General features: G+C 65.8%; 14 protein-coding genes. 8 read left to right on the top strand and 6 right to left on the bottom strand.

Annotated elements, in window-relative coordinates; genetic code table 11:
- Positions 1-39 precede the first annotated feature (39 nt).
- Both E8F20_RS18450 and E8F20_RS18445 read right to left on the bottom strand, forming a co-directional pair.
- On the bottom strand, positions 40-2,004 hold the full coding sequence (locus tag E8F20_RS18450) for a methyl-accepting chemotaxis protein (protein ID WP_280285026.1): 1,965 nt from the start codon (positions 2,002-2,004) through the stop codon (positions 40-42).
- A gap of 75 nt (positions 2,005-2,079) precedes the next feature.
- Positions 2,080-3,696: a PleD family two-component system response regulator gene (locus E8F20_RS18445; RefSeq protein ID WP_280285423.1), complete on the bottom strand. Its 1,617-nt coding sequence runs from the start codon at positions 3,694-3,696 to the stop codon at positions 2,080-2,082.
- Between the two features lie 281 nt (positions 3,697-3,977).
- Here E8F20_RS18445 and E8F20_RS18440 point away from each other — a divergent pair, with 281 nt between their 5' ends.
- From E8F20_RS18440 to E8F20_RS18420, 5 genes are all read left to right on the top strand, one after another.
- On the top strand, positions 3,978-5,048 hold the full coding sequence (locus E8F20_RS18440; RefSeq protein WP_280285025.1) for a DUF2333 family protein: 1,071 nt from the start codon (positions 3,978-3,980) through the stop codon (positions 5,046-5,048).
- Complete coding sequence (locus tag E8F20_RS18435; protein ID WP_280285024.1) at positions 5,048-5,572, top strand: NUDIX hydrolase; 525 nt, start codon at positions 5,048-5,050, stop codon at positions 5,570-5,572. Before E8F20_RS18440 ends, E8F20_RS18435 begins: the two co-directional genes overlap by 1 nt.
- Before the next feature lie 378 nt (positions 5,573-5,950).
- Positions 5,951-6,322: a translation initiation factor Sui1 gene (locus E8F20_RS18430; protein ID WP_137821163.1), complete on the top strand. Its 372-nt coding sequence runs from the start codon at positions 5,951-5,953 to the stop codon at positions 6,320-6,322.
- A gap of 132 nt (positions 6,323-6,454) precedes the next feature.
- A complete protein-coding gene (gene speA / locus E8F20_RS18425) occupies positions 6,455-8,368 on the top strand; it encodes an arginine decarboxylase (RefSeq protein ID WP_280285023.1) in 1,914 nt (637 codons plus the stop codon).
- A 278-nt stretch (positions 8,369-8,646) separates the two neighbouring features.
- Positions 8,647-9,270 carry an NAD(P)H-dependent oxidoreductase gene (locus E8F20_RS18420; protein ID WP_280285022.1) on the top strand — a complete coding sequence of 208 codons (624 nt, stop codon included), beginning with the start codon at positions 8,647-8,649 and terminating at the stop codon, positions 9,268-9,270.
- Between the two features lie 149 nt (positions 9,271-9,419).
- Here E8F20_RS18420 and E8F20_RS18415 read toward each other — a convergent pair whose 3' ends face one another.
- The 3 genes from E8F20_RS18415 to E8F20_RS18405 are packed head-to-tail and all read right to left on the bottom strand — an operon-like array spanning position 9,420 to position 12,314.
- Positions 9,420-9,878, bottom strand: coding sequence for a DUF2214 family protein (locus E8F20_RS18415; RefSeq protein WP_280285021.1), 459 nt, complete (start codon positions 9,876-9,878; stop codon positions 9,420-9,422).
- Positions 9,879-9,916: 38 nt separating this feature from the next.
- On the bottom strand, positions 9,917-10,954 hold the full coding sequence (locus E8F20_RS18410; protein ID WP_280285020.1) for a sensor domain-containing diguanylate cyclase: 1,038 nt from the start codon (positions 10,952-10,954) through the stop codon (positions 9,917-9,919).
- A 10-nt stretch (positions 10,955-10,964) separates the two neighbouring features.
- Complete coding sequence (locus E8F20_RS18405) at positions 10,965-12,314, bottom strand: MATE family efflux transporter (protein WP_280285019.1); 1,350 nt, start codon at positions 12,312-12,314, stop codon at positions 10,965-10,967.
- A 141-nt stretch (positions 12,315-12,455) separates the two neighbouring features.
- Here E8F20_RS18405 and E8F20_RS18400 point away from each other — a divergent pair, with 141 nt between their 5' ends.
- The gene (locus E8F20_RS18400; protein WP_280285018.1) at positions 12,456-17,360 is read left to right on the top strand and encodes an alpha-2-macroglobulin; all 4,905 of its coding nucleotides are present in this window, start codon (positions 12,456-12,458) and stop codon (positions 17,358-17,360) included.
- A 74-nt stretch (positions 17,361-17,434) separates the two neighbouring features.
- Here the strand turns inward: E8F20_RS18400 and E8F20_RS18395 are convergent, their stop codons facing one another.
- The gene (locus tag E8F20_RS18395; RefSeq protein WP_280285017.1) at positions 17,435-18,085 is read right to left on the bottom strand and encodes a hypothetical protein; all 651 of its coding nucleotides are present in this window, start codon (positions 18,083-18,085) and stop codon (positions 17,435-17,437) included.
- 341 nt (positions 18,086-18,426) lie between these two features.
- On the opposite strand from E8F20_RS18395, the gene E8F20_RS18390 reads away from it, so the two are divergent.
- Both E8F20_RS18390 and pbpC read left to right on the top strand, forming a co-directional pair.
- Entirely contained in the window at positions 18,427-18,957 is a 531-nt protein-coding gene (locus E8F20_RS18390; protein WP_280285016.1) for a transposase, read from the top strand.
- Positions 18,958-19,053: 96 nt separating this feature from the next.
- Positions 19,054-20,975, top strand: a 1,922-nt coding sequence (pbpC, locus tag E8F20_RS18385; protein ID WP_280285015.1) for a peptidoglycan glycosyltransferase PbpC, incomplete at its 3' end; no start/stop codon positions are given.

Genomic DNA, 20,975 nt, shown 5'->3' with positions numbered 1-20,975 from the left:
TTCCAGAAAGCTCCGGCGCGACAAAAGGTCGCGCTCGGCTCACACCCTGAAGGCCTGCACCGCCGTGTGCAGTTCGCCACCCAGCTGCAGCAGGCGCTCGCCCTGGCTGCGGCTTTCGCTGATGCGTGCCAGGTTGTCGCCGCCCAGTTGATGGATCTGCTCGCTGTGGTCGCGGATGTCGCTGACCGCGCCGCTCTGTTGGGCGGTGGCGTCGGCGATGCGCTCGGCCATGCTGGCGATGGTGCGGATGGCGCTGACCACTTCCACCAGCGCGCCGTCGGCGGCCGCGGCCTGCTCGGCGCTGGCTTCTGCGTGCTCCACCTGGATGCGCATGGCTTCCACCGACTGCCGCGCCGCCTGTTGCAGGCGGGCGATCAGTTGCTGGATTTCCGTGGTGGCGCCGGTGGTGCGCTGGGACAGGGAGCGCACTTCCTCGGCAACGACGGCGAAGCCGCGGCCCATTTCGCCGGCGCGGGCGGCTTCGATGGCAGCGTTGAGTGCCAGCAGGTTGGTCTGCTCGGCAATGCCGCGGATCACCGTCAGCACCTTGTCGATGGTTTCGGTTTCTTCGGCCAGGCGCTCTACCGCCTGGGCGTTGTTCTGCACTTCGCCCACCAGTTGGTGCAGGCCGGCCAGGCTCTGGTCGATCACGCTCTGGCCTTGCTCCACTGCAAGCCCGGCGTCGCGACTGGCATCCGCGGCCAGGCTGGCGTCACCGGCCACCTGCTGGATGGTGCTTTCCAGCTCGCCCAGTGCATCGCGTATCTGCGCGGTGCCGCCGGCCTGGTCTTCGGCGCCGGCGTGCAAGCCGTTGTTCAGGTCGGCCAAGGCGCTGCTGCTGCCGGCAACCCGTTCGGCGTGCTGGCGGATGGTGCCGACCAGTTCGCCAAGGTAATCGCGCAAGCGGTTGAGCGAGTCTTCGATGCGGCGCAGGTCAAGGGTGCTGGAGCCCAGGGCGATGGGACGGCTGAAGTCGCCGGCGGCCCAGGCCCCCAGGGCGACAACCAGGCGGCCGAGGACCTGCGTCAGTCGACGCTGGATGCGGTCGATGCACAGGGCGATGAGCAGGATCAGGCCGATCATCAGACCCTGCATCAGGCGGACCTCGCCCTGGATGCGGCCGTGCTCGGCGCGCACTTGTGGCTCCAGCGCGGCCAGTGCGGCTTGCAGGGCATCCACTCGCCGGGCAGTGGCGGCGGCCAGTTCGGCGCGACGCTGGATCAGTTCGCGAGTGCGTGTCAGCTCGCCAGGGTAGCGCTTGAGCAGGCCGGCCAGCTCGCGTTTGAGGGCGATGCCCCGGTCCTCGGCCTGACTGGTTTCGCTACTGCTTTCCAGGCCCATCATGGCGGCGAAGTCGTTGGCGGCCGAGTTGCTGCTGTCGGCTACGCCGAGCAGGGGCAGTTGCTCAAGCTGGGCGCTATCGCGGCCCAGGGCTTCCAGCTCACGCTCGACATCGGCGGCCAACTCGTCGCGGCCACTGGCAACCAGCTTGGCCCGGGCCTGGCTGAGGCGATTGAGGTGCTGGGCGGCGGCGAACAGGGGCGCGCGGTAGTCGCCGGCGGTCGGGGTGCTGGCGGAGTCGGCGTACTGGGCGAGCTGGTCGAGGGACCCGGCGATTTCCCGCTCGGCCTGGATCAGCAGACCCTGGGGGTCGCCCGCCAGCTTGCCGGCGGCCAGCAGTTCGCCGCGCGTGAATTCGCGCAGCTCGACGAAGCTGGGCAGCAGGTCGCGGGTGAACTCGTCGGGAAGCTGGCCGAGGCGCTGTTCCAGGCTGTCGATGCCCTGGCTGGCCGCGCTGTGACGCAGGGCGTCGCCGCTGTTGAGATAGGCCTGGACGTTGTCCGCCACTTCAGCGCGAAAGTGCTGGGCCAGTTCCAGGTACTGCTCCATTAGCTGGTAGGGCCGCTGCAGGGCCTGCTGCGACCACCAGAGGGTGGCCCCCAATGCCAGGCACACAGTGACCAGCAGCAGGGTAATGAGGTTGGTGAGCAGTTTCAGGCGCATCTTGTCCTCGACAGACTTCTGAGGGATGGCCAGATGATATTGCTGTTTGGTGACAGTCCCGTGACGGCGGGGAGGTCAGTCCTGGTGCAACTCCACCCGGTTGCGCCCGCCGTGTTTGGCGCGGTAGAGCGCTTCGTCGGCCTGCTTGGACAACTGGTTGATGTCGAGGCCGTCCTGCAGTTGGGCGATACCGCAACTGAAGGTGCAGGACAGGTCGTGGGGTTGCGCCGGGTAGCGGATCTCGGCGAAGCGTCGGCGGATTTCTTCCAGCACACGCTGCGCAGCCGCCAGGTCGGTATCGGGCAGTACCACGGCGAATTCCTCGCCACCGTAGCGGCCAATGTGGTCGGTCTTGCGCAGGCGTTGCTTGAGGAACAGGGCGAGGCTTTTGATCACCCGGTCGCCCATGGGGTGACCGTAGGTGTCGTTGACCTTCTTGAAGTGGTCGATATCGAGCATGGCGAAGCACAGCGGCTTGCCGTCCCGGCGTGCCCGGGAGCTGGCGTCTTCCAGTAACTGCAGGGTATGGGTGTGGTTGAACAGCCCGGTGAGGCTGTCGCGCACCATGCGCGCCTTCAGGCTGCGCGCACGCTTGGCGCGGGTGCGCACCGTGGCGATCAGATGGCGCGGCTTGATCGGTTTGGTGAGGAAGTCGTCGCCGCCCTCGCTCATGGCGTCCAGTTGTTTATTCAGGTCGTCCTCGGCCGACAGATAAATGATCGGCACGCTGACGTAGCGTTCGTGCTGGCGAATGACCTTGGCCAGCTCAGTGCCCAGGCATTCGGGCATGTACATGTCGAGGATGATCAGGTCTGGCTGGAAATCGGCCAGGGCCAACAGGGCCTGTACCGGCTCGGTGATGACGCGGGTGACGATACCGGCCGAGTTGAGGACCAGTTCGGTATGGGTGGCCTGGGCTCGGGAGTCGTCAACCACCAGCACCTTGAACGGGTCGTAGTGAGCGGTGCGGGTCAGGGTTTCCAGCTTCTCCAGCAGGCTGGATGCGTCCAGGGCCCCGGTGAAGAACTCCTGGCCGCCGGCGCGCACGGCAGTCAGGCGGGTCGGGGCGTCGGCCTCGTCATGGCTGAAGAAGATGATCGGCAGCTTCTGTTCCAGTCCCTGCTGGGCCTCGTGTGCCAGCTCCAGGCCCTGGCCCGGACCGGAGAAATCCACTTCCAGCACGATGGCAGCCGGATGCCGTTCGGCCATGGCCGAGCGGAAGGCGTTGGCGCTCTCGCAGAGCTGGGCGTTGAGGCCGAAGAAATCCAGTTGCTGGGTCAGGCGCTCGGCGCGCTCCTTGCTTTGCAGCGCCAGGTAAACCGGTTTGCGCAAGGGCGGCAGAAAGGTCTGCTCGAACTGGTCACCATGACGCAGGCCGGTGCGCGACAGGCGCTGCATCAGCAGGCTGAGCTCAGTGATCAGGTCGCTGGACAGGCGCCCGCGATTCTCCTCGACGCCACGCAGGCAATTACCTATGGCCATTGCCAGGCGGGTGTGCTCGGGCTGCTCGAAGCGTTCGGCATAGCGCTGCAGGTTGAGGCTGGCGTCGGCCAGCTCGGTCATGCAGGTCGTGCTCCACTCGCTGCGTTGCAGGCGCTGCCAGATCTCCAGGACATGCCGCGCCTGGTTGATCACCCGCTGGGCGAAGTGGTTCTTGAGTCTGTCGCGACTGGGGTCTTCGTGCTCGGTCATGGCCGGGGTGTCGCCTGGAGACGATCTAAGTAATGGCCTCATGCTATCACCTTGTGTTCGGTACGCGAGTGCCACCTGTCCCGGTTTTTCACGAAATGCGGGGTAAATATCGTCAGCCGCTGGTCAAGGGGCCGAAACAGGTGCGCGCGCCGGATGATGGTTTGGTTCGCGGCCACTGCGCCGCGCCCGCGCATCCCTTATAGTGCAGGACTCGCCCACGACGCCCTAGGCGGAGCGTGGTCGAACCTTTCCGTGCTGATCGAAACTCGAAGGACACTGCCATGCTGGACTGGAAGAAGCGTATGGGCGACGCACGCGAGCGCGTCGATGATTCGGTTGACGATGTGCGCAGCTACCTGGGTGGTATCTGGTTGAGCCGCGCCCTCGGCAGCCTGCTGGTGATCTACCTGCTCGCCTGTGTGGTGGTGGGTTGGTACTGGAGCCGCGAGCCCGACCTCTTCCCTGTGCAGCAGAACGCCCAGGCGGCCGCCGAGCGCGCCGGTCGTCAGATGGTCAATGGCTACACCACGGTGGAAGCCCTCAAGACCGTGGCTCAGACCCTGCTCGACAAGAGCGGCGGCTACCTCTCCAACGACCTGGCCCCGCCTGGCCTCTGGCTGGACAACATGCCCAGTTGGGAATACGGCGTGCTGGTCCAGGTGCGCGACCTGTCCCGCGCCCTGCGCAAAGACTTTGCCCGCTCCCAGTCTCAGTCCACCGAGGATCCGGACTTGGCCAAGGCCGAGCCGCGCTTCAACTTCGATAACAAGAGCTGGGCGTTGCCCGCCGCAGAGGCCGAGTACAAGGAAGGTATCCGTTCCCTGGATCGCTACCTCGCCCGCCTGTCCGACCCCAAGCAACCCAACGCACAGTTCTATTCCCGTGCCGACAACTTGAACAACTGGCTGGGCGACGTCGCCACCCGTCTCGGTTCGCTGTCCCAGCGACTGTCCGCCAGCGTCGGCCGAGTGCGCCTGAATACCGATATCAGCCCGGAAGCTGCCGCGGTCAGTGGCCAGGTGCCGGCCGTGAGCGAAGAGGTCGTCGAGACGCCCTGGCTGCAGATCGACAACGTCTTCTATGAAGCCCGTGGCCAGGCCTGGGCGCTGTCGCACATCCTGCGCGCCATTGAAGTCGACTTCGCCGACGTCCTGGCGAAGAAGAACGCCACCATCAGCGTGCGGCAGATCATCCGCGAGCTAGAGGCCGCCCAGGAGCCGCTGTGGAGCCCCATGGTGCTGAACGGCAGCGGTTACGGCATCCTGGCCAACCACTCGCTGGTGATGGCCAACTACATCTCCCGCGCCAATGCCGCTGTCATCGACCTGCGCCAGTTGCTGGAGCAGGGCTGATGATGATCGACGAGCGCGAGGCGGCCCATCGTGCCGCCTCCGACGCGGAGCGGGTGGCCTGGGTCGATGAGGATGACCGCCCACTCGGCGGTCTGCCTCGCGCCGAGTTGCGCGAGCGCGGACTGATCTCCCGCGGCACCTTCATCCTGTTGTTCAACTCTTCTGGCCAGCTCTGCGTGCATCGCCGCACCCTGAGCAAGGCGCTTTATCCGGGCTACTGGGATGTGGCCGCCGGGGGCATGGTGCAGGAAGGCGAGGAGTACGCAGAATCTGCTGCCCGCGAGTTGGAAGAGGAACTCGGCATTGGTGGCGTGCCGCTTCGCGAACATGGCCGCTTCTATTTCGACGAGCCGGGCAACCGCCTCTGGGGGGCAGTGTTCTCCGCCGTTTCCGACGCGCCGCTCAAGCTGCAGCCGGAGGAAGTGATGGACGCGCGGTTCATGGACGTGCAGGACGCTTTGGTCCAGCAGCCTTGCTGCCCGGACTCCCTCAAGGCGCTGAAGCTGTACCTCGCCACGCTTTAAGTCGTGGGAACGATGTGGGGGCGAATTCATTCGCTAAGCAGCCCGCAGGGTTGCCCTCACCAGTCATTGGGGTCGCTGCGCAACCCTCAGCGATTGAAATCGCCCTCACAATGAAATGCGCCTTTTACCCCTCCAAACCCGCGCCCAGCGCGGGTTTGTGCAGAATCCCGGACCCTTTCGTGCGGGATGCTGCACGAGGTCGCCAATCTGTCGATCAATGGCGCATTTTCGTACTTAGCATTCGCCGCGATAACTGCTAAATTTCGCCGCCTTTCAACCCTGGCCTCCCAGCCAGGCAGCGCTGCCCCTGCCAGAGTGGGGCTTCGCGGTCGGCGCCCCGCCGACCAGTCGCTATCCTGACCCCTACGAGGAAAGCCGGTGGTCAAGAAAGCTTCGTCCTTTGCCGCCCTGGGCGGCCTGGTGTACTCCACCGACAGCGGCCGGCATTGCCCGGAATGCCGCCAGCCTCTCGACGCCTGTGTCTGCAAGCAAGCCGCCGTGCCTGCTGGCGATGGCATTGCGCGCGTGCGCCGTGAAACCAAGGGCCGTGGCGGCAAGACCGTCACCACCGTCAGCGGCGTACCGCTGGCCGAAGATGCCCTGAAGGATCTGGCCAGTGCGCTCAAGCGTCGCTGTGGAACCGGTGGAGCCCTGAAGGACGGCGTGATCGAGATCCAGGGCGACCACGTGGACCTGTTGCTTGAAGAACTCGCCAAGCGCGGCTTCAAGGCCAAGAAATCCGGCGGCTGAGCCACGGCTTTCTAAACTGACCGTCATAGCAGCGGTCAACACTCCAACGTCACACGACCGAATTAACCTGTCCGCGCCCGCCCGGCACGATCCGGCGGGCATGGCCCTTTTCTATCCCATAGGGGGAAACCGATGTCTGCACGACGCACGCGCAAGGACGATGGCACCAGCTGGACCGTGGCCGACAGCCGCAGTGTCTATGGCATTCGCCACTGGGGGGCCGGCTTTTTCGCGATCAACGAATCGGGTCGAGTCGAAGTACGGCCGCGCGGTCCCGGCAGTGCGCCGATCGATCTTTTCGAGCAGGTCGACACCCTGCGCGAAGCAGGCCTCAGCCTGCCGCTGCTGGTGCGCTTCCCGGATATCCTGCAAGAGCGCGTGCGCCAGCTGACCGGCGCCTTCGACGCCAATATCGAGCGTCTGGAGTACCAGAGCCGCTACACCGCCCTGTACCCGATCAAGGTCAACCAGCAGGAAGCGGTGGTGGAAAACATCATCGCCACCCAGAACGTATCCATCGGCCTGGAAGCCGGTTCCAAGCCCGAGCTGCTGGCAGTCCTGGCACTGGCGCCGAAGGGCGGCACCATCGTCTGCAACGGCTACAAGGACCGTGAGTTCATCCGCCTGGCACTGATGGGCCAGAAGCTCGGCCACAACGTCTTCATCGTGATCGAGAAGGAAGCCGAGGTGGAGTTCGTCATCGACATCGCCGCCGAGCTCAAGGTTGCCCCCCAGGTGGGTCTGCGCGTGCGCCTGTCGTCCCTGGCGTCCTCCAAGTGGGCCGACACCGGTGGCGAGAAGTCCAAGTTCGGCCTTTCCGCCGCGCAGATCCTTTCCGTGGTCGAGCGCTTCCGCAAGGCTGGCCTGGACCAGGGCGTGCGCCTGCTGCACTTCCACATGGGCTCGCAGATCGCCAACCTGGCCGACTACCAGCACGGCTTCAAGGAAGCCATCCGCTACTACGCGGAGCTGCGTAACCTCGGACTGCCGGTCGACCACATCGACGTCGGCGGCGGCCTCGGCGTCGACTACGACGGCACCCACTCGCGCAACGCCAGCTCCATCAACTACGACATGGACGACTACGCCGGCGTGGTGGTGGGCATGCTCAAGGAGTTCTGCGACGCCCAGGGCCTGCCGCACCCGCACATCTTCTCCGAGAGCGGCCGCGCCATGACCGCGCACCACGCCGTGCTGGTGATGCAGGTGACCGACGTCGAACGCCACAACGACGCCGTGCCGCATATCGACAACGTCGCCGAGCAGCCGGAGATCGTCCGCTGGCTGATGGACCTGCTCGGCCCGACCGATGCCGAGATGGTCACCGAGACCTACTGGCGTGCCACCCACTACATGGGGGATGCCGCCTCTCAATACGCCGAGGGCAAACTGACCCTCGCCGAGAAGGCCTTGGCCGAGCAGACCTACTTCGCCATTTGCCGTCGCCTGCATAACCAGCTCAAGGCCCGCCAGCGTTCCCATCGCCAGGTGCTCGACGAGTTGAACGACAAGCTGGCGGAGAAGTACATCTGCAACTTCTCGGTGTTCCAGAGCCTGCCGGACACCTGGGCCATCGGCCAAGTGCTGCCGATCATCCCGCTGCACCGCCTGGACGAGGAGCCCCTGCGCCGCGCCGTGCTGCAGGACCTGACCTGCGACTCCGACGGCAAGATCAACCAGTACGTGGACGAGCAGAGCATCGAGACCAGCATGCCGGTGCACGAGGTGCGCGAGGGTGAGGACTACCTGCTCGGCGTGTTCCTGGTAGGTGCCTACCAGGAGATCCTCGGTGACATGCACAACCTCTTCGGTGACACCGACTCGGTGAACGTCTACCAGAATGATGACGGCAGCGCGTATCACGCCGGCATCGAAACCCACGACACCATCGAAGACATGCTGCGCTATGTGCACCTGTCTCCTGAAGAGCTGATGGCGCACTACCGCGACAAGGTGGCCAGCGCCAAACTGAGCCCGCGCGAGCGTACCCAGTACATTGACGCCCTGCGGCTGGGGCTGACGCGCTCGTCCTACCTGTCGTCCTGAGGGCCGGTCCACGATTGGCTGCGCGTCGGAACAACTGCGTTGAAACTGGCTTCGGAATGCTCCTTTACGGTCGTAAACTCCGCTTCCTCCGCCAGTTTCGCCTTGTTCTTCTCTAGCTCGCACAATCGTGAACAGGCTCTGATGGCCGAGTGAATGAGAAAGCCTGGCTCCGCGCCGGGCTTTTTCCTGGGCCGCGATCCGACCAACCCCCTGGCAAATTCCCCGATCCGGCGCTTTCATTTCCGCCAGCCCATTCTGGTTTGTCCGGAGCACCTCAAATGCCGCGCGTCCTCCTGCTCGAATGTAGCCCCAACGACCTGGCATCCCCCGGCGGCCAGTTGGCCCGGGAAATGGCCCGGCGCATCCATCCAAAGGCCGAGGTGATCGTGCGCAACCTTGTGCGCGAGCCGCTGCCGCCGCTCTGTGCAGGTTATGCCGAGGCGGTGGTGGGCAAGTCGGATTGCCCGGAGGCAGCCTTCACCCTTTCGGAGCAGTTGATCGGTGAGCTGGAGGCGAGCCACTACCTGATCATCTCGACGCCGATGCACAACTACATGGTGCCGGCGGCGCTGAAGCTCTGGCTGGACTACGTGGTGCGCATCCATCGCACGTTCGAGATACACGACGGCCGGCGCGACGGCCTGCTGGAAGACCGGCCCACCTTCGTGGTGCTGAGTTCGGGCGGGCATTACCTGGGGGCCAAGGCCAAGCAGATGGATTTTCTTTCCCCCTACCTGCGTCATGTGCTCGGCATCATCGGCCTGCATCATGTGGAGTACGTCCACCTGCAGGGCCTGGCCGATGGCGACGAAGCCGTGGCGGCGGCCCTGCAACAGGCTCGCGAGCGCCTGTCGTTCAATCCGGTCTTCGCCCCCGAGCCGTTCCCCGACGTAGTCCTGTAGAAGGGGCCTATTCATTCGCCAAGGGATGCGCAGCATCCCCGGTGACGTTGGGTGGACCACGCTTCAGCGGTCCACGATCAGTGTTGGGGGCGTTATCGAATGGTGGACGCAAAGGGCGACTTCCACCCTACAAGCTGCACCGCCTGCCTTCAGTTGCCGATCACACCGAAGCCACGTGCCATCAGCACCGCCAACAGTGGCAGGATCAATGCCAGCAACAGCTCCAGGCGGATCACCATGATCACTGCCTTGGCCTTGCCGGGGCTGATCTCCGGCACTTGCCCGGCGCTCAGCGTATTGCGCCAGTTGAGGAAGACGAAGGTCGGGAAGCTGGAGAGCAGGGCGATCAGCACGAACAGCCCCATCTTGGCGTGGAACATCGCGTTACCCAGGTAGTAGTCCAGGCCCTTGCCGTACCAGACCACCCGCGCCAGGCCGGTGGCCAGCACCGCACCGGCGGCCAGGCCGTAGGCGATGTCGACGCGCACCAGGCTGCGGGCGCGTTCGAGGTCCAGCGGCAGCTTGAACAGTCGATGCTCCAGGACGAGCAGGGCGAAGAGCACGAAAATCGACAGGAAATGCAGGTACGCAGCAATAGCTTGTCCCATGGGAACTCCTTCAGTCATCAGGATCGTTGTCGTTGTGGTCATCCTTGCCGGGCGACGTACTCCACCCGGTTGCGGCCATTCTGCTTGGCCAGGTAAAGCCCACGGTCGGCGCGTTCCAGGGCAGTGACCCGGGTATCGCCGGGCTGTACCAGGGTCGCGCCGAAGCTGGCGGTCTGCACCAGGGAGTGGCCTTCCAGCGGGATGGGCTCCTGCTCGATGGCTCGGCGCAGGCGCTCGGCCACCTGCAACAACTCGGTCTCGTCATGCACCGTTATCAGGGCGACGAATTCTTCGCCGCCCAGGCGTGCCAGTAAGTCCTGGGGCCGCAACGCGGCGCTCATGCGGCGGGCACTTTCCCACAGCACCTGGTCACCAGCGCCGTGACCATGCTGGTCATTGACCTTCTTGAAGTGGTCCAGGTCGCAGTAGATCACCCCCAGCTTGAGGTCGCTGCCGAGTAGCTTGGCCAGTTCCAGCGGGTAGAACTGGTTGAAGCCGCCGCGGTTCCACAGCTGGGTCAACGGGTCCATCAGCGCCTTGCGCTGTTCGCGGTCCACCGCCTCGCGCAGGTTGCGGGTCTGTTGGCTGAGCATGCGCATCTGCAGATAGCCCTGGGCCAGAGTCGCCAGGTCGCGCAGGCGGGTGCGCTCGAAGCGGCTGAAGGCGCGCGGGGTCGGGTCCAGCAGGCAGAGGGTGCCGATGGGTTGGCCGTCGGCGGAGTAGATCGGCTGGCCGGCGTAGAAGCGCAGGTAGGGCGGGCCCAACACCAGCGGATTATCGGCAAAGCGTGGGTCGCGGCGGGCGTCCTCCACCAGCAACAAGTCGTCCTTGAGGATGGCGTGGCCGCAGAAGGAAACGTCCCGTGGTGTTTCCTGTGCCGCCAGGCCGATGCGCGCCTTGAACCACTGGCGATCCTGGTCGATCAAGCTGATCAGTACCGTGGCCACGTTGAACAGGTCGCGGGTCAGTCGCACCAGGGTGTCGAGGTAGTGCTCGGCGGGTGTGTCGAGGATCTCCAGGTTCTGCAGTGCCTGAAGGCGGCGTGGTTCATCGGGGTGGCAGGGGGCGGCCAGCATTGTCTACTCCTTATTCGTGGGCACCGGCGAACCAGGCGTCGCGCTTGTTCAGACGCCATGCCAGTGTACCGAGGCTGAGCCCGCGCACTGCCATGAAGGCGAGGAAGGCGAGCCAGAGTCCGTGGTTGCCGAGAAACTGTAGCCCCCAACCCAGCGGCAGGCTAAGGGTGACTGCCAGCAGCATGGCGTCGCGCATTTCGCGAGCCCGGGTGGTGCCGATGAACAGGCCGTCCAGCAGGTAGCTCCAGACCGCGATCAGTGGCAGCAGCGCCAGGTAGGGCAGGTAGATGTGAGCCACCTCGCGCACGGCGGTGATATCGCTCTGCATATCAATGAACAGGCCGCCAGCAACGGCGAAGAACAGCGCAAAGGCCAGACTCGCCAGCAGCGACCAGCCACCGGCCACCACTAGGGAGCGGCGCAGGCTCAGGCGGTCGCGGGCACCGATGGCGTGCCCGCACAGGGCTTCCACGGCATGGGCCAGGCCGTCCAGGGCGTACGCGGTGACCAGCAGGCCATTGAGCAACAAGGCGTTGGCCGCCACCGTGGCGTCGCCCATCCGCGTGCCCTGCACTGTCAACAGGAAGAACACCAGTTGCAGTGCCAGGGAGCGGATGAAGATGTCGCGGTTGACCGCCAGCAACGGCCGCCAGTTGCACCACAGCCGCAGCGCCGGCCAGTCGATGCGGCCGGGGTGGCGACGCAGGGCGCCACGGGTGAGCGCCAGGCCGATCAGCGCGCCGCTCCACTCGGCAATCACCGCCGCCCGCGCTGCACCGGCCACGCCCCAGTCCAGTCCGAGCACGAACCACAGCGCCAAGGCAATATTGGCGAGGTTGGTGCCCAGCAGAATGGCCAGGGGCGCGCGGGCGTTCTGGGTGCCGAGGAACCAGCCGACCAGGGCGTAGTTGGCCAGCGCCGCTGGCAGGCCGAGCAGGCGCAGGTGGAAGAATTCGCGTGTCAGTGCGTCCAGCTCGGCCGAGGGGTTCATCAGCCCCAGGGCCAGGTCGCTGAAAGGCACTGCCAGCAGCCCCAGCAGCAGGGCCAGACCCAAGGCCAGGCCCAGCCCCTGCAGCAACACCTGGCGCAGGGCGCCACCGTCCGCGCGGCCGGCGGCCTGAGCGGCGAAGCCGGTGGTGCCCATGCGCAGGAAGCCCAGTACACCGAGCAGCAGCATGTACAGGGTGCTGCCGACTGCCACCGCGCCCAGTTGGTGGGCATGGGGCAGGTGGCCCACCACCGTGCTGTCCACCAGAGCGACCAGAGGCACGGAGATGTTCGAGAGAATCATGGGAGCGGCCAGCGCCCAGACCTTCTTGTGGGTCGGGGAATGCCGCCAGGCGTCGAGGAACAGACTCATGCAGGGCTCCAGTCAAGCCGCGCAGTATAGCCGCGCGACGTTTCGAGAGGCGTATTGCCCCTGCCGTCATCCGGCTGCCACCGGAGCGCCACGCTGGTCTATAGTTCGCCGCCTATACGCACTCCCCATCGAGAGCCTGCCATGCCGAAGAAAGGACTACTTCTGGCCGTGGCGCTGAGCCTGCTCAGCGCCTGCGATTCCTCCACCCCCGAGCAGGCCGCGAGCAAGTCGCCACCTGCCGCCATCGAGCAGGCGGCGCGCCCGGCCGTCGACACCGCTGCCCTGGCCTCGCGCTACGCCGGCCGTGAGCTGAAGGTGATCGATGTGTCCGAAGTGCAGCTCGACGGCGCCAGTGCGCTGTCGGTGACCTTCTCAGTGCCGCTGGACCCGGAGCAGACGTTCGCCGAGCGCCTGCACCTGGTGGACAGCAAGGACGGCAAGGTGGACGGCGCCTGGGAGCTCTCCGACAACCTGATGGAGCTGCGCCTGCGCCACCTTGAGCCCAAGCGCAAGCTGGTACTGACCATCGACCCCGGGCTGCGTGCGGTGAATGACGCGCGCCTGGCCGAGGAGCACATCACCCGCCTGGAAACCCGCGACCTGCAAGCCACCGTCGGCTTCGCCAGCCGTGGCTCGCTGCTGCCCACCCGCCTGGCCGAAGGCCTGCCGGTGATCGCGCTGAACGTCGACAGGGTCGATGTGGACTTCTTCCGCGTGAAGACCGAATCCCTGCCGGGCTTCCTCGCCCGCTGGGGCAAGCGCGGTGCCCTGGACGTCTGGGAAGCCCGCGAACTGCTGAGGATGGCCGACCTGGTCTACACCGGCCGCTTCGACCTGAAGCCCGCCCGCAACACCCGCGAAACCCTGCTGCTGCCCATCGCCAACCTCGATCCGATGAAGCAGCCCGGTGTCTACCTGGCGGTGATGAAGGAAGCCGGCAGCTACACCTATTCCAACCCGGCGACGCTCTTCACCCTGAGCGACATCGGCCTCTCCGCCCACCGCTACAGCGACCGCCTGGACGTCTTCACCCAGGCCCTGGAAGGGGGCGCTGCCCAGGCCGATATCGCCCTGGAGCTGCTGGACGGCGAAGGCCGCGTACTGGCTGAGGGCAAGACTGACGGCAAGGGCCACGCCGAAATGCCCCTGGCGCCCAAGGCCGAGGTGCTGATCGCCCGCAAGGATGAACAGACCAGCCTGTTGCGCCTGTCCGCGCCCGCGCTGGACCTGGCTGAGTTCGACATCGCCGGCCCGGCCAGCCACGCCCTGCAGTTCTTTGTCTTCGGCCCGCGCGACCTGTACCGTCCGGGCGAGACCGTACTGCTCAACGCCTTGCTGCGCGACGCCGATGGTCGCGCGGTGGCGGGCCAGCCGGTGACCGTGGAAGTGCGCCGACCCGACGAACAGGTCAGCCGCCGCTTCGTCTGGGAATCCGGGGAGGGCGGTTTCTACCAGTACCCGTTGCAGCTCGCCGCCGAAGCACCCACCGGACGCTGGCAGTTGCTCTTCGATCTGGGTAATGGCAAGCCGCAGCTCTACGAATTCCTTGTCGAAGACTTCCTGCCAGAGCGCATGGCCCTGGAGCTCAAGGGCAGCGACCAGCCGTTCGCGCCCCACGATAGTGCGCGCTTCCAGGTCACCGGCCGCTACCTCTATGGCGCGCCCGCCTCCGGCAACCGTCTGACTGGCCAGCTCTACGTGCGACCGTTGCGTGAAGCCGTGAAAGGACTGCCCGGCTACCAGTTCGGTTCGGTGACCGAGGACGAGCTGAAACAGGACATCGAGCTGGACGAAACCCAACTCGACGCCGACGGAAAGACCGAGCTGAACATCGAAACCCGCTGGGCCGGGGCCAAGTCGCCGCTGCAGTTGATCCTCCAGGCCAGCCTGCAGGAATCCGGCGGCCGCCCGATCACCCGTCGCCTGGTGCAGCCGGTGTGGCCGGCCGAGCGCCTGCCGGGCCTGCGCGCATTGTTCGACGGCGAGGAAACCGACGCCGACAGCCTGGCCGAGTTCGAGCTGCTGGTGGCCGACCCCGAAGGCAACAAGCTGGCCGCCGACAACCTCAAGGTGCGTCTGGTGCGCGAGCGCCGCGACTACTACTGGAACTACTCCAACAACGATGGCTGGACCTACCACTTCAACGAGAAGTACCTGAACCTCTCCGAAGAACAGGTGCAGGTGGCAGCCGGCGGCACCGCCAAGGTCAGCTTCCCGGTGGAGTGGGGCCCCTACCGCGTGGAGGTGGAAGACCCGCAGACCGGCATCACCAGCAGCCTGCGCTTCTGGGCCGGCTACCGTTGGCAAGACAACGCCGAAGGCGGCGCAGTGCGCCCGGACCAGGTCAAGCTGGCGCTGGACAAGCCGGCCTATGCCGCCGGAGAAACCGCCAAAGTCACCGTCACCCCGCCCAGCGCCGGCAGCGGCTACCTGCTGGTGGAGTCCGCCGAAGGGCCGCTGTGGTGGCAACCCATCGACGTACCGGCCGAAGGCAAGCGCTTCGATATCCCGGTGGCCAAGGACTGGGCGCGTCACGACCTCTATGTCAGCGCGCTGGTGATCCGCCCCGGCGAGCGCAAGGCCAGCGTCACGCCCAAGCGCGCCGTGGGCCTTTTGCACCTGCCGCTGGAACGGGCGCCGCGCAAGCTGGCCCTCACACTCACCGCGCCTGAGAAGATGCGGCCCAAGCAGCCGCTGAAGGTCCAGGTACAGGCGAAGAACGCCGATGGCAGCCTGCCCAAGCAGGTGAACGTGCTGGTGGCCGCAGTGGACGTGGGTATCCTCAACATCACCCGCTACGCCACGCCTGACCCCTTCGCCACGCTCTTCGGCCGCAAGGCGTACGGTGCTGACCAACTGGACGTCTACGGCCAACTGATCGAAGCCGGCCAGGGGCGCCTGGCGACCCTGGCCTTCGGTGGCGACGCCGCCCTGGCCGGCGGCGGCAAACGCCCGCAGACCAGCATCACCATCGTCGCCCTGCAAAGCGCGCCGGTAACCCTGGATGATCAGGGCCAGGGTGAGGTCAGCCTGGATATTCCCGACTTCAACGGCGAACTGCGCCTGATGGCCCAGGCCTGGACCGATGAGCGCTACGGCATGGCGGAGGCCAAGACCGTCGTGGCCGCACCCTTGGTAGCGGAACTGGCTGCGCCGCGCTTCCTCGCTGGTGGCGACCAGACCACCCTGGCGCTGGACCTGACCAACCTCTCCGGCAAGCCGCAGCGCCTGGACATCAACCTGGAAAGCAGCGGCCAACTGGACCTTGCCCAGAGCGGTGGCGCCCAGACTGCGCCCGTCCAGCTCGCCGATGGCCAGCGCACCACCCTGCGCATCCCGGTGCGTGCCGTGGGCGGCTACGGCCAGGGCAGCTTCAAGGTGACGGTCAACGGCCTGGAACTGCCGGGCGAGAACCTGCCGCCGTTCAGCCGCGAATGGACCCTTGGCGTGCGCCCGGCCTATCCGGCCCAGCTCAAGCAGTTCCGCGCGGTGCTCAAGGGCGATGCCTGGAGCCTGCCAGCGGGCACTCTCGACGCCTTCGAGCCGAATGGGCGCGAGGCCTTGCTGCAACTCTCCAGCCGCCCGCCACTGAATCTGGGTGAGCAGGTGCGCGCCCTCAAGGCCTACCCCTACGGCTGCGCCGAGCAGACCACCAGCGGTCTCTACCCGTCGCTCTACGCCGATGCCGCTTCCCTCAAGCGCCTGGGCCTGGAAGGCGAACCGGACGACAAACGCCGCAAGTCCATCGAACTGGGCATCGAACGCCTGCTGGGCATGCAGCGCTACAACGGCAGCTTCGGCCTGTGGAGTTCGGACGGTGAAGAGGAATACTGGCTGACCGCCTACGTCACCGACTTCCTCCTGCGCGCCCGTGACCAGGGGTTCGCCGTGCCGCCGGAAGCCTTGAAGAAGGCCAGCGAGCGGCTGCTGCGCTACCTGCAGGAGCGCGGCCTGATCGAGATCAGCTACAGCCAGAATGCCGACCACACGCGCTTCGCCGTGCAGGCCTATGCCGGTTACGTCCTGGCGCGCAGCCAGCAGGCGCCCCTGGGTGCCCTGCGCAGCCTGTGGGAACGTCGCGCCGATTCCCGCTCCGGCCTACCGCTGGTGCAACTGGCGGTGGCCCTCAAACTAATGGGCGACGCGCCTCGCGCCGACCAGGCCCTCGAACTGGGCCTGCGCGTGCAACGCGAGAGCCGCGATTGGCTGGCCGACTACGGCAGCCCGCTGCGCGACCAGGCGCTGATTCTCGCCGTGCTGGAGGAGCATGACCTGGCCGCCGGCGTCCGCGAGCAGCGCCTGTTCGACCTGGCCGACCTGGTGGCCGGCGAGCGCTGGCTGTCCACCCAGGAGCGCAACGCCCTGTACCTGGCCGGTCGTGGCCTGCTGGGCAAACCCGAGCCGAACTGGAGCGCGCAGCTCACCGCGGGTGACCAGCAGCGCGAGCTGAACAACCAGCAGCCGGGGCTCAAGCTGGACGGCGCCCTGCTGGCCGAGCCGCTTCATATCGCCTCTGGCGGCAGCGAACCGCTTTATCAGCAGCTGACGTTGTCCGGCTATCCGTTGGCGGCACCGCCTGCCGGAGGCGATAACCTCACCATTCGCCGCGAATTCCTCGGCGTGGATGGCCAGCGCCTCGACCTCAAGACCCTGGACAGCGGCGAACTGGTGCTGGTGCACCTGGCCATCGAAGCCAAGGAACGAGTCCCCGACGCGCTGGTGGTGGACCTGCTGCCGGCCGGCCTGGAACTGGAAAACCAGAACCTCGCCCAGAGCGCCGCAAGCCTGGACGACGCCAGCAGCGCGGTGAAGGCGTGGCAGAAGTCCATGCAGAACGCCGCCATCAAACACCAGGAGTTTCGCGACGACCGCTACGTGGCCGCCCTGGATGTCGGCGACTACGGCACCACCCACTTGCTCTACCTGGCCCGTGCCGTTACCCCCGGCACCTACCGCGTGCCGCCGCCCACGGTGGAATCCATGTACCGGCCGAACTGGCAGGCCCTTGGGGATGCGCCGGAGCAGTTGGTGGTCAAGGAGAAATAGCGAGCGATCTCGGTGAATCGTCATCCGCCACCGAAGACGAGGCGGCGCAAGCCGCTTCGTCGTTGTTGCAGCTGCTACTTGGCCGGGCAGGCCCCGTTGGCGTAGTACTCGTCGACGTCTGCGGTGATCATCGGCTCGCTGTATGGACCGCCTTTTGGACCGTATTTCGAGTCCTTGGCATGGTTCTCGGCGATTTTGGATATGACGCAACCACGTTTCTTGCCGCTGGCGCTTTTGTAGTCGGGTATTCCGTTGATGTAGGTGTTGGCCACTGCCGGCGGCGCTGGAAATTCCACCGCCAGCATCAGAAACTCGACAATCGCGCTTTCGAACCCATCGTCTCTGCCGTGGGTTGCCGTGGCGACCAGGCTGTAAGTGCCAGGGCCGGGGACGCTCCACTGGAAGCTATAGGGGGCTGGGCAGAGCGCCGGGTTATTGTTGAACGGATTGGTGAGCGAGGTATGGATTGTCGTCGGATCGGCTGCGTCTGCATGCTGGGCGTCCACAACCAGCGACTTGATGGCATTGGTCAGACAGGCACCTTGCGAGTTGAATACCGAAATGTTCAAACCGACGTTCACCAGGGCGGGGAAGCCACTGACGTATTGGGTGCCGCTGGGCTCGACAATCTCAATGGAGGGTTCAAAGGCGTGACTGGCGGATGTCAGCAGCGCTGTTAGCACTGCCACCTGAAACTGCGAACCACGCAAAATCGCTGCGTTCATCTTTCGTTTCTCCTAGTGTTGGGCGCAAGCGTGGAGCCACCACTTTTCAGTGCAGTGCCCGGTGATGAGTTATCTGATCTTGCCTGTGGACTTCATCGCATTCGGCTGAATCGCGGAGATAGTCGCCTCCGTGATGTCAGTTTGATGGTCGTATAGAAGCTGGGCGGCTGCCTGTAAAGGTGCGGTGGTGGAGGACGGTGCATGCGGTATTGACAAAGCGATGAGTGGTTTCGAAGTGATTGAATTAAATAGATTTATTTTTGACGCCAGGTATTCGAAAGGCATGTCACTCCAGTAGCCCGGATGAAATCCGGGAAGTTGCGCGGCAGGGAGGTCGCAGGATGGTCAACTATCGAAGGGCGAGGGTACCCGGCGCCTGCTATTTCATTACGCTTGCACTGCAAGACAGACGGCGTGATCTGCTTGTCCGCTACCACGAGGAATTGCGCCAGTCCCTGGGGCAGGCCATGACGCGAAGCCCTTTCAAGCTACCGGCCATCGTGGTTTTGCCTGATCACCTTCATTTGTTGATGGAGCTTCCTTCGGGAGATGCGGATTTTTCATCCCGGGTACGCAGGGTGAAGTCGGCTTTTGTCGCGCTGCTAGGCCAGCGGCCTGAAGTCGGCGTGGCGTTCAATGCGAAAGGCGAGGCCAATATCTGGCAGCGCCGCTTCTGGGAGCACTTGATTCGCGATGAACGGGATTACGCTGCCCATGTGGACTACATCCACTTCAATCCAGTCAGGCACGGCTTGGCCGGTGCAGTGCGTGACTGGCGACTTTCCAGTTTTCATCGCTTCGTCGAGAAGGGCATGTTGCCCATGGATTGGGCGGGTGGTGCAGAACTGGATGTCGTCAGTGCGGGCGAGTGAGGTCGCTCCCGGATTCCATCCGGGCTACGATCTTGCCCATCCTGGTAGCCTGGATGAAATTCGGGAAGCGGTTTCGATCAGGCGCGTTCGAATTCCATGAAGATCGGTTGGTTCAAACCTGGTATCCGCGCCTCCTGGCTCGCCATCCCGCTGCTGATTCTGGCTTTGCTCTGGTCGGCCGACCGCCTGTTCCCGTTGCCGCTGCCGGGCGACGACCTGGCGCGGGTGGTGCTGGCCGAGGACGGCACGCCGCTCTGGCGCTTCGCCGATGCCGAGGGGGTGTGGCGTTACCCGGTCAGCCTGGACCAGGTGTCTCCCTATTACCTGGAAGCGCTGCTCACCTATGAGGACCGCTGGTTCTACCAGCATCCCGGCGTAAATCCGCTGGCCCTGTCCCGTGCCGCCTGGCTCAACCTTACCGGCGGGCGCGTGCTTTCCGGCGGCAGCACCCTGTCGATGCAGGTGGCGCGGCTGCTCGATCCGCACCCCCGCACCTACACCGGAAAGCTGCGTCAACTCTGGCGCACGGCGCAGTTGGAGTGGCACCTGTCGAAGGATGAAATCCTCGGCCTCTACCTCAACCGCGCGCCCTTCGGCGGCACCCTACAGGGCGTGGCGGCGGCGAGTTGGGCCTACCTCGGCAAACCGCCATCCCAGCTCACCCGCGCCGAGGCTGCGCTGCTTGCCGTGCTGCCCCAGGCCCCCAGCCGTCTGCGCCCTGACCGCCATCCCGAACGCGCCCAGGCTGCGCGCGACAAGGTGCTGCGACGCCTGGCGCAGTTCCAGGTCTGGCCAGAGGGCGCCGTGAAAGAGGCCATGGAGGAGCCGGTGCTCCTGGCGCCGCGCCAGGAGCCCAGCCTGGCGCCATTGCTGGCGCGGCGCTTGAATAAACCCGACAGCCCGCCGCTGATCCGCACCACCCTCGACGCCGCCTTGCAGCGTCGTCTGGAAGATCTACTGCTGGGTTGGCGTGCGCGCCTTCCAGAGCGCACCTCGGCGGCGATTCTGGTGGTGGAGCACCAGACCATGGCCGTGCGTGCCTACCTGGGGTCGGTCGACATCACCGATGAGCGCCGCTTCGGCCATGTGGACATGATCGAGTCGCTGCGCTCCCCCGGCTCGACCCTCAAACCCTTCCTCTACGGCATGGCCCTGGACGCCGGGCTGATCCATTCCGAATCCCTGCTGCAGGATGTGCCGCGGCGCTACGGCGACTACCGTCCCGGCAACTTTGCCGCGGGGTTCACCGGCCCGGTGTCTGCCAGCGAGGCGCTGGGCATGTCCCTCAACCTGCCCGCTGTGCAATTACTGGAGGCCTATGGGCCGAAGCGCTTCGCTGGGGAATTGCGCAACGTCGGCGTACCGCTGGTGCTGCCGGCGGCCAGTGAACCCAACCTGGCGCTGATCCTCGGCGGTGCCGGCAGCAAGCTGGAGGAGTTGGTCAGCGGCTACAGCGCATTCGCTCGCCGGGGCCGCGTCGCTCACCTGCGCCTGCAGCCCCAGGACGTGCTGCAGGAGCGTCGGCTGCTGTCGCCCGGCGCCGCCTGGATCATCCGCCGCATCCTCGCCGGCCAGGCCCGCCCGGACCGCGACCCGCGTGCAAGGCTGACCCAGCGCCCGGTGCTGGCCTGGAAGACCGGCACCAGCTATGGCTTGCGCGATGCCTGGGCCATCGGCGTTGGCCCGCGTCACCTGATCGGCGTGTGGATAGGCCGCCCCGACGGCACCCCGGTACCTGGCCAGTTCGGCCTGGCGTCGGCCGCGCCGCTGTTGCTGCAGGTGCATGACCTGTTAATGAACCGCGACACCCAGCGCGGCATCGCCCAACCGCTGGACCCGCAGCCGCCGGAGGTAAATGTGGCGGCCATCTGCTGGCCCCTCGGCCAGCCCATGGCCAAGGGCGACCCGAACTGTCGCCGTCAGCGGTTCGCCTGGACCCTGGAGGGCACTACGCCACCAACACTGTTGGCGGCCGACCAGCCGCTCGGCCTGGGGCTGCGCCAGCCGATCTGGGTGGA

It is taken from the genome of Pseudomonas sp. BN415, assembly GCF_029871195.1.
Lineage (GTDB): Bacteria > Pseudomonadota > Gammaproteobacteria > Pseudomonadales > Pseudomonadaceae > Metapseudomonas > Metapseudomonas resinovorans.
Note: the sequence above shows the minus strand (reverse complement) of the source record. Positions and strands in the feature narration are given on the sequence as shown.

Coding starts and splice junctions, on each gene's coding strand:
- E8F20_RS18450 (WP_280285026.1), bottom strand. CDS start 2,004: ATGCGCCTGAAACTGCTCACCAACCTCATTACCCTGCTGCTGGTCACT.
- E8F20_RS18445 (WP_280285423.1), bottom strand. CDS start 3,696: ATGACCGAGCACGAAGACCCCAGTCGCGACAGACTCAAGAACCACTTC.
- E8F20_RS18440 (WP_280285025.1), top strand. CDS start 3,978: ATGCTGGACTGGAAGAAGCGTATGGGCGACGCACGCGAGCGCGTCGAT.
- E8F20_RS18435 (WP_280285024.1), top strand. CDS start 5,048: ATGATGATCGACGAGCGCGAGGCGGCCCATCGTGCCGCCTCCGACGCG.
- speA (WP_280285023.1), top strand. CDS start 6,455: ATGTCTGCACGACGCACGCGCAAGGACGATGGCACCAGCTGGACCGTG.
- E8F20_RS18420 (WP_280285022.1), top strand. CDS start 8,647: ATGCCGCGCGTCCTCCTGCTCGAATGTAGCCCCAACGACCTGGCATCC.
- E8F20_RS18415 (WP_280285021.1), bottom strand. CDS start 9,878: ATGGGACAAGCTATTGCTGCGTACCTGCATTTCCTGTCGATTTTCGTG.
- E8F20_RS18410 (WP_280285020.1), bottom strand. CDS start 10,954: ATGCTGGCCGCCCCCTGCCACCCCGATGAACCACGCCGCCTTCAGGCA.
- E8F20_RS18405 (WP_280285019.1), bottom strand. CDS start 12,314: ATGAGTCTGTTCCTCGACGCCTGGCGGCATTCCCCGACCCACAAGAAG.
- E8F20_RS18400 (WP_280285018.1), top strand. CDS start 12,456: ATGCCGAAGAAAGGACTACTTCTGGCCGTGGCGCTGAGCCTGCTCAGC.
- E8F20_RS18395 (WP_280285017.1), bottom strand. CDS start 18,085: ATGAACGCAGCGATTTTGCGTGGTTCGCAGTTTCAGGTGGCAGTGCTA.
- E8F20_RS18390 (WP_280285016.1), top strand. CDS start 18,427: ATGGTCAACTATCGAAGGGCGAGGGTACCCGGCGCCTGCTATTTCATT.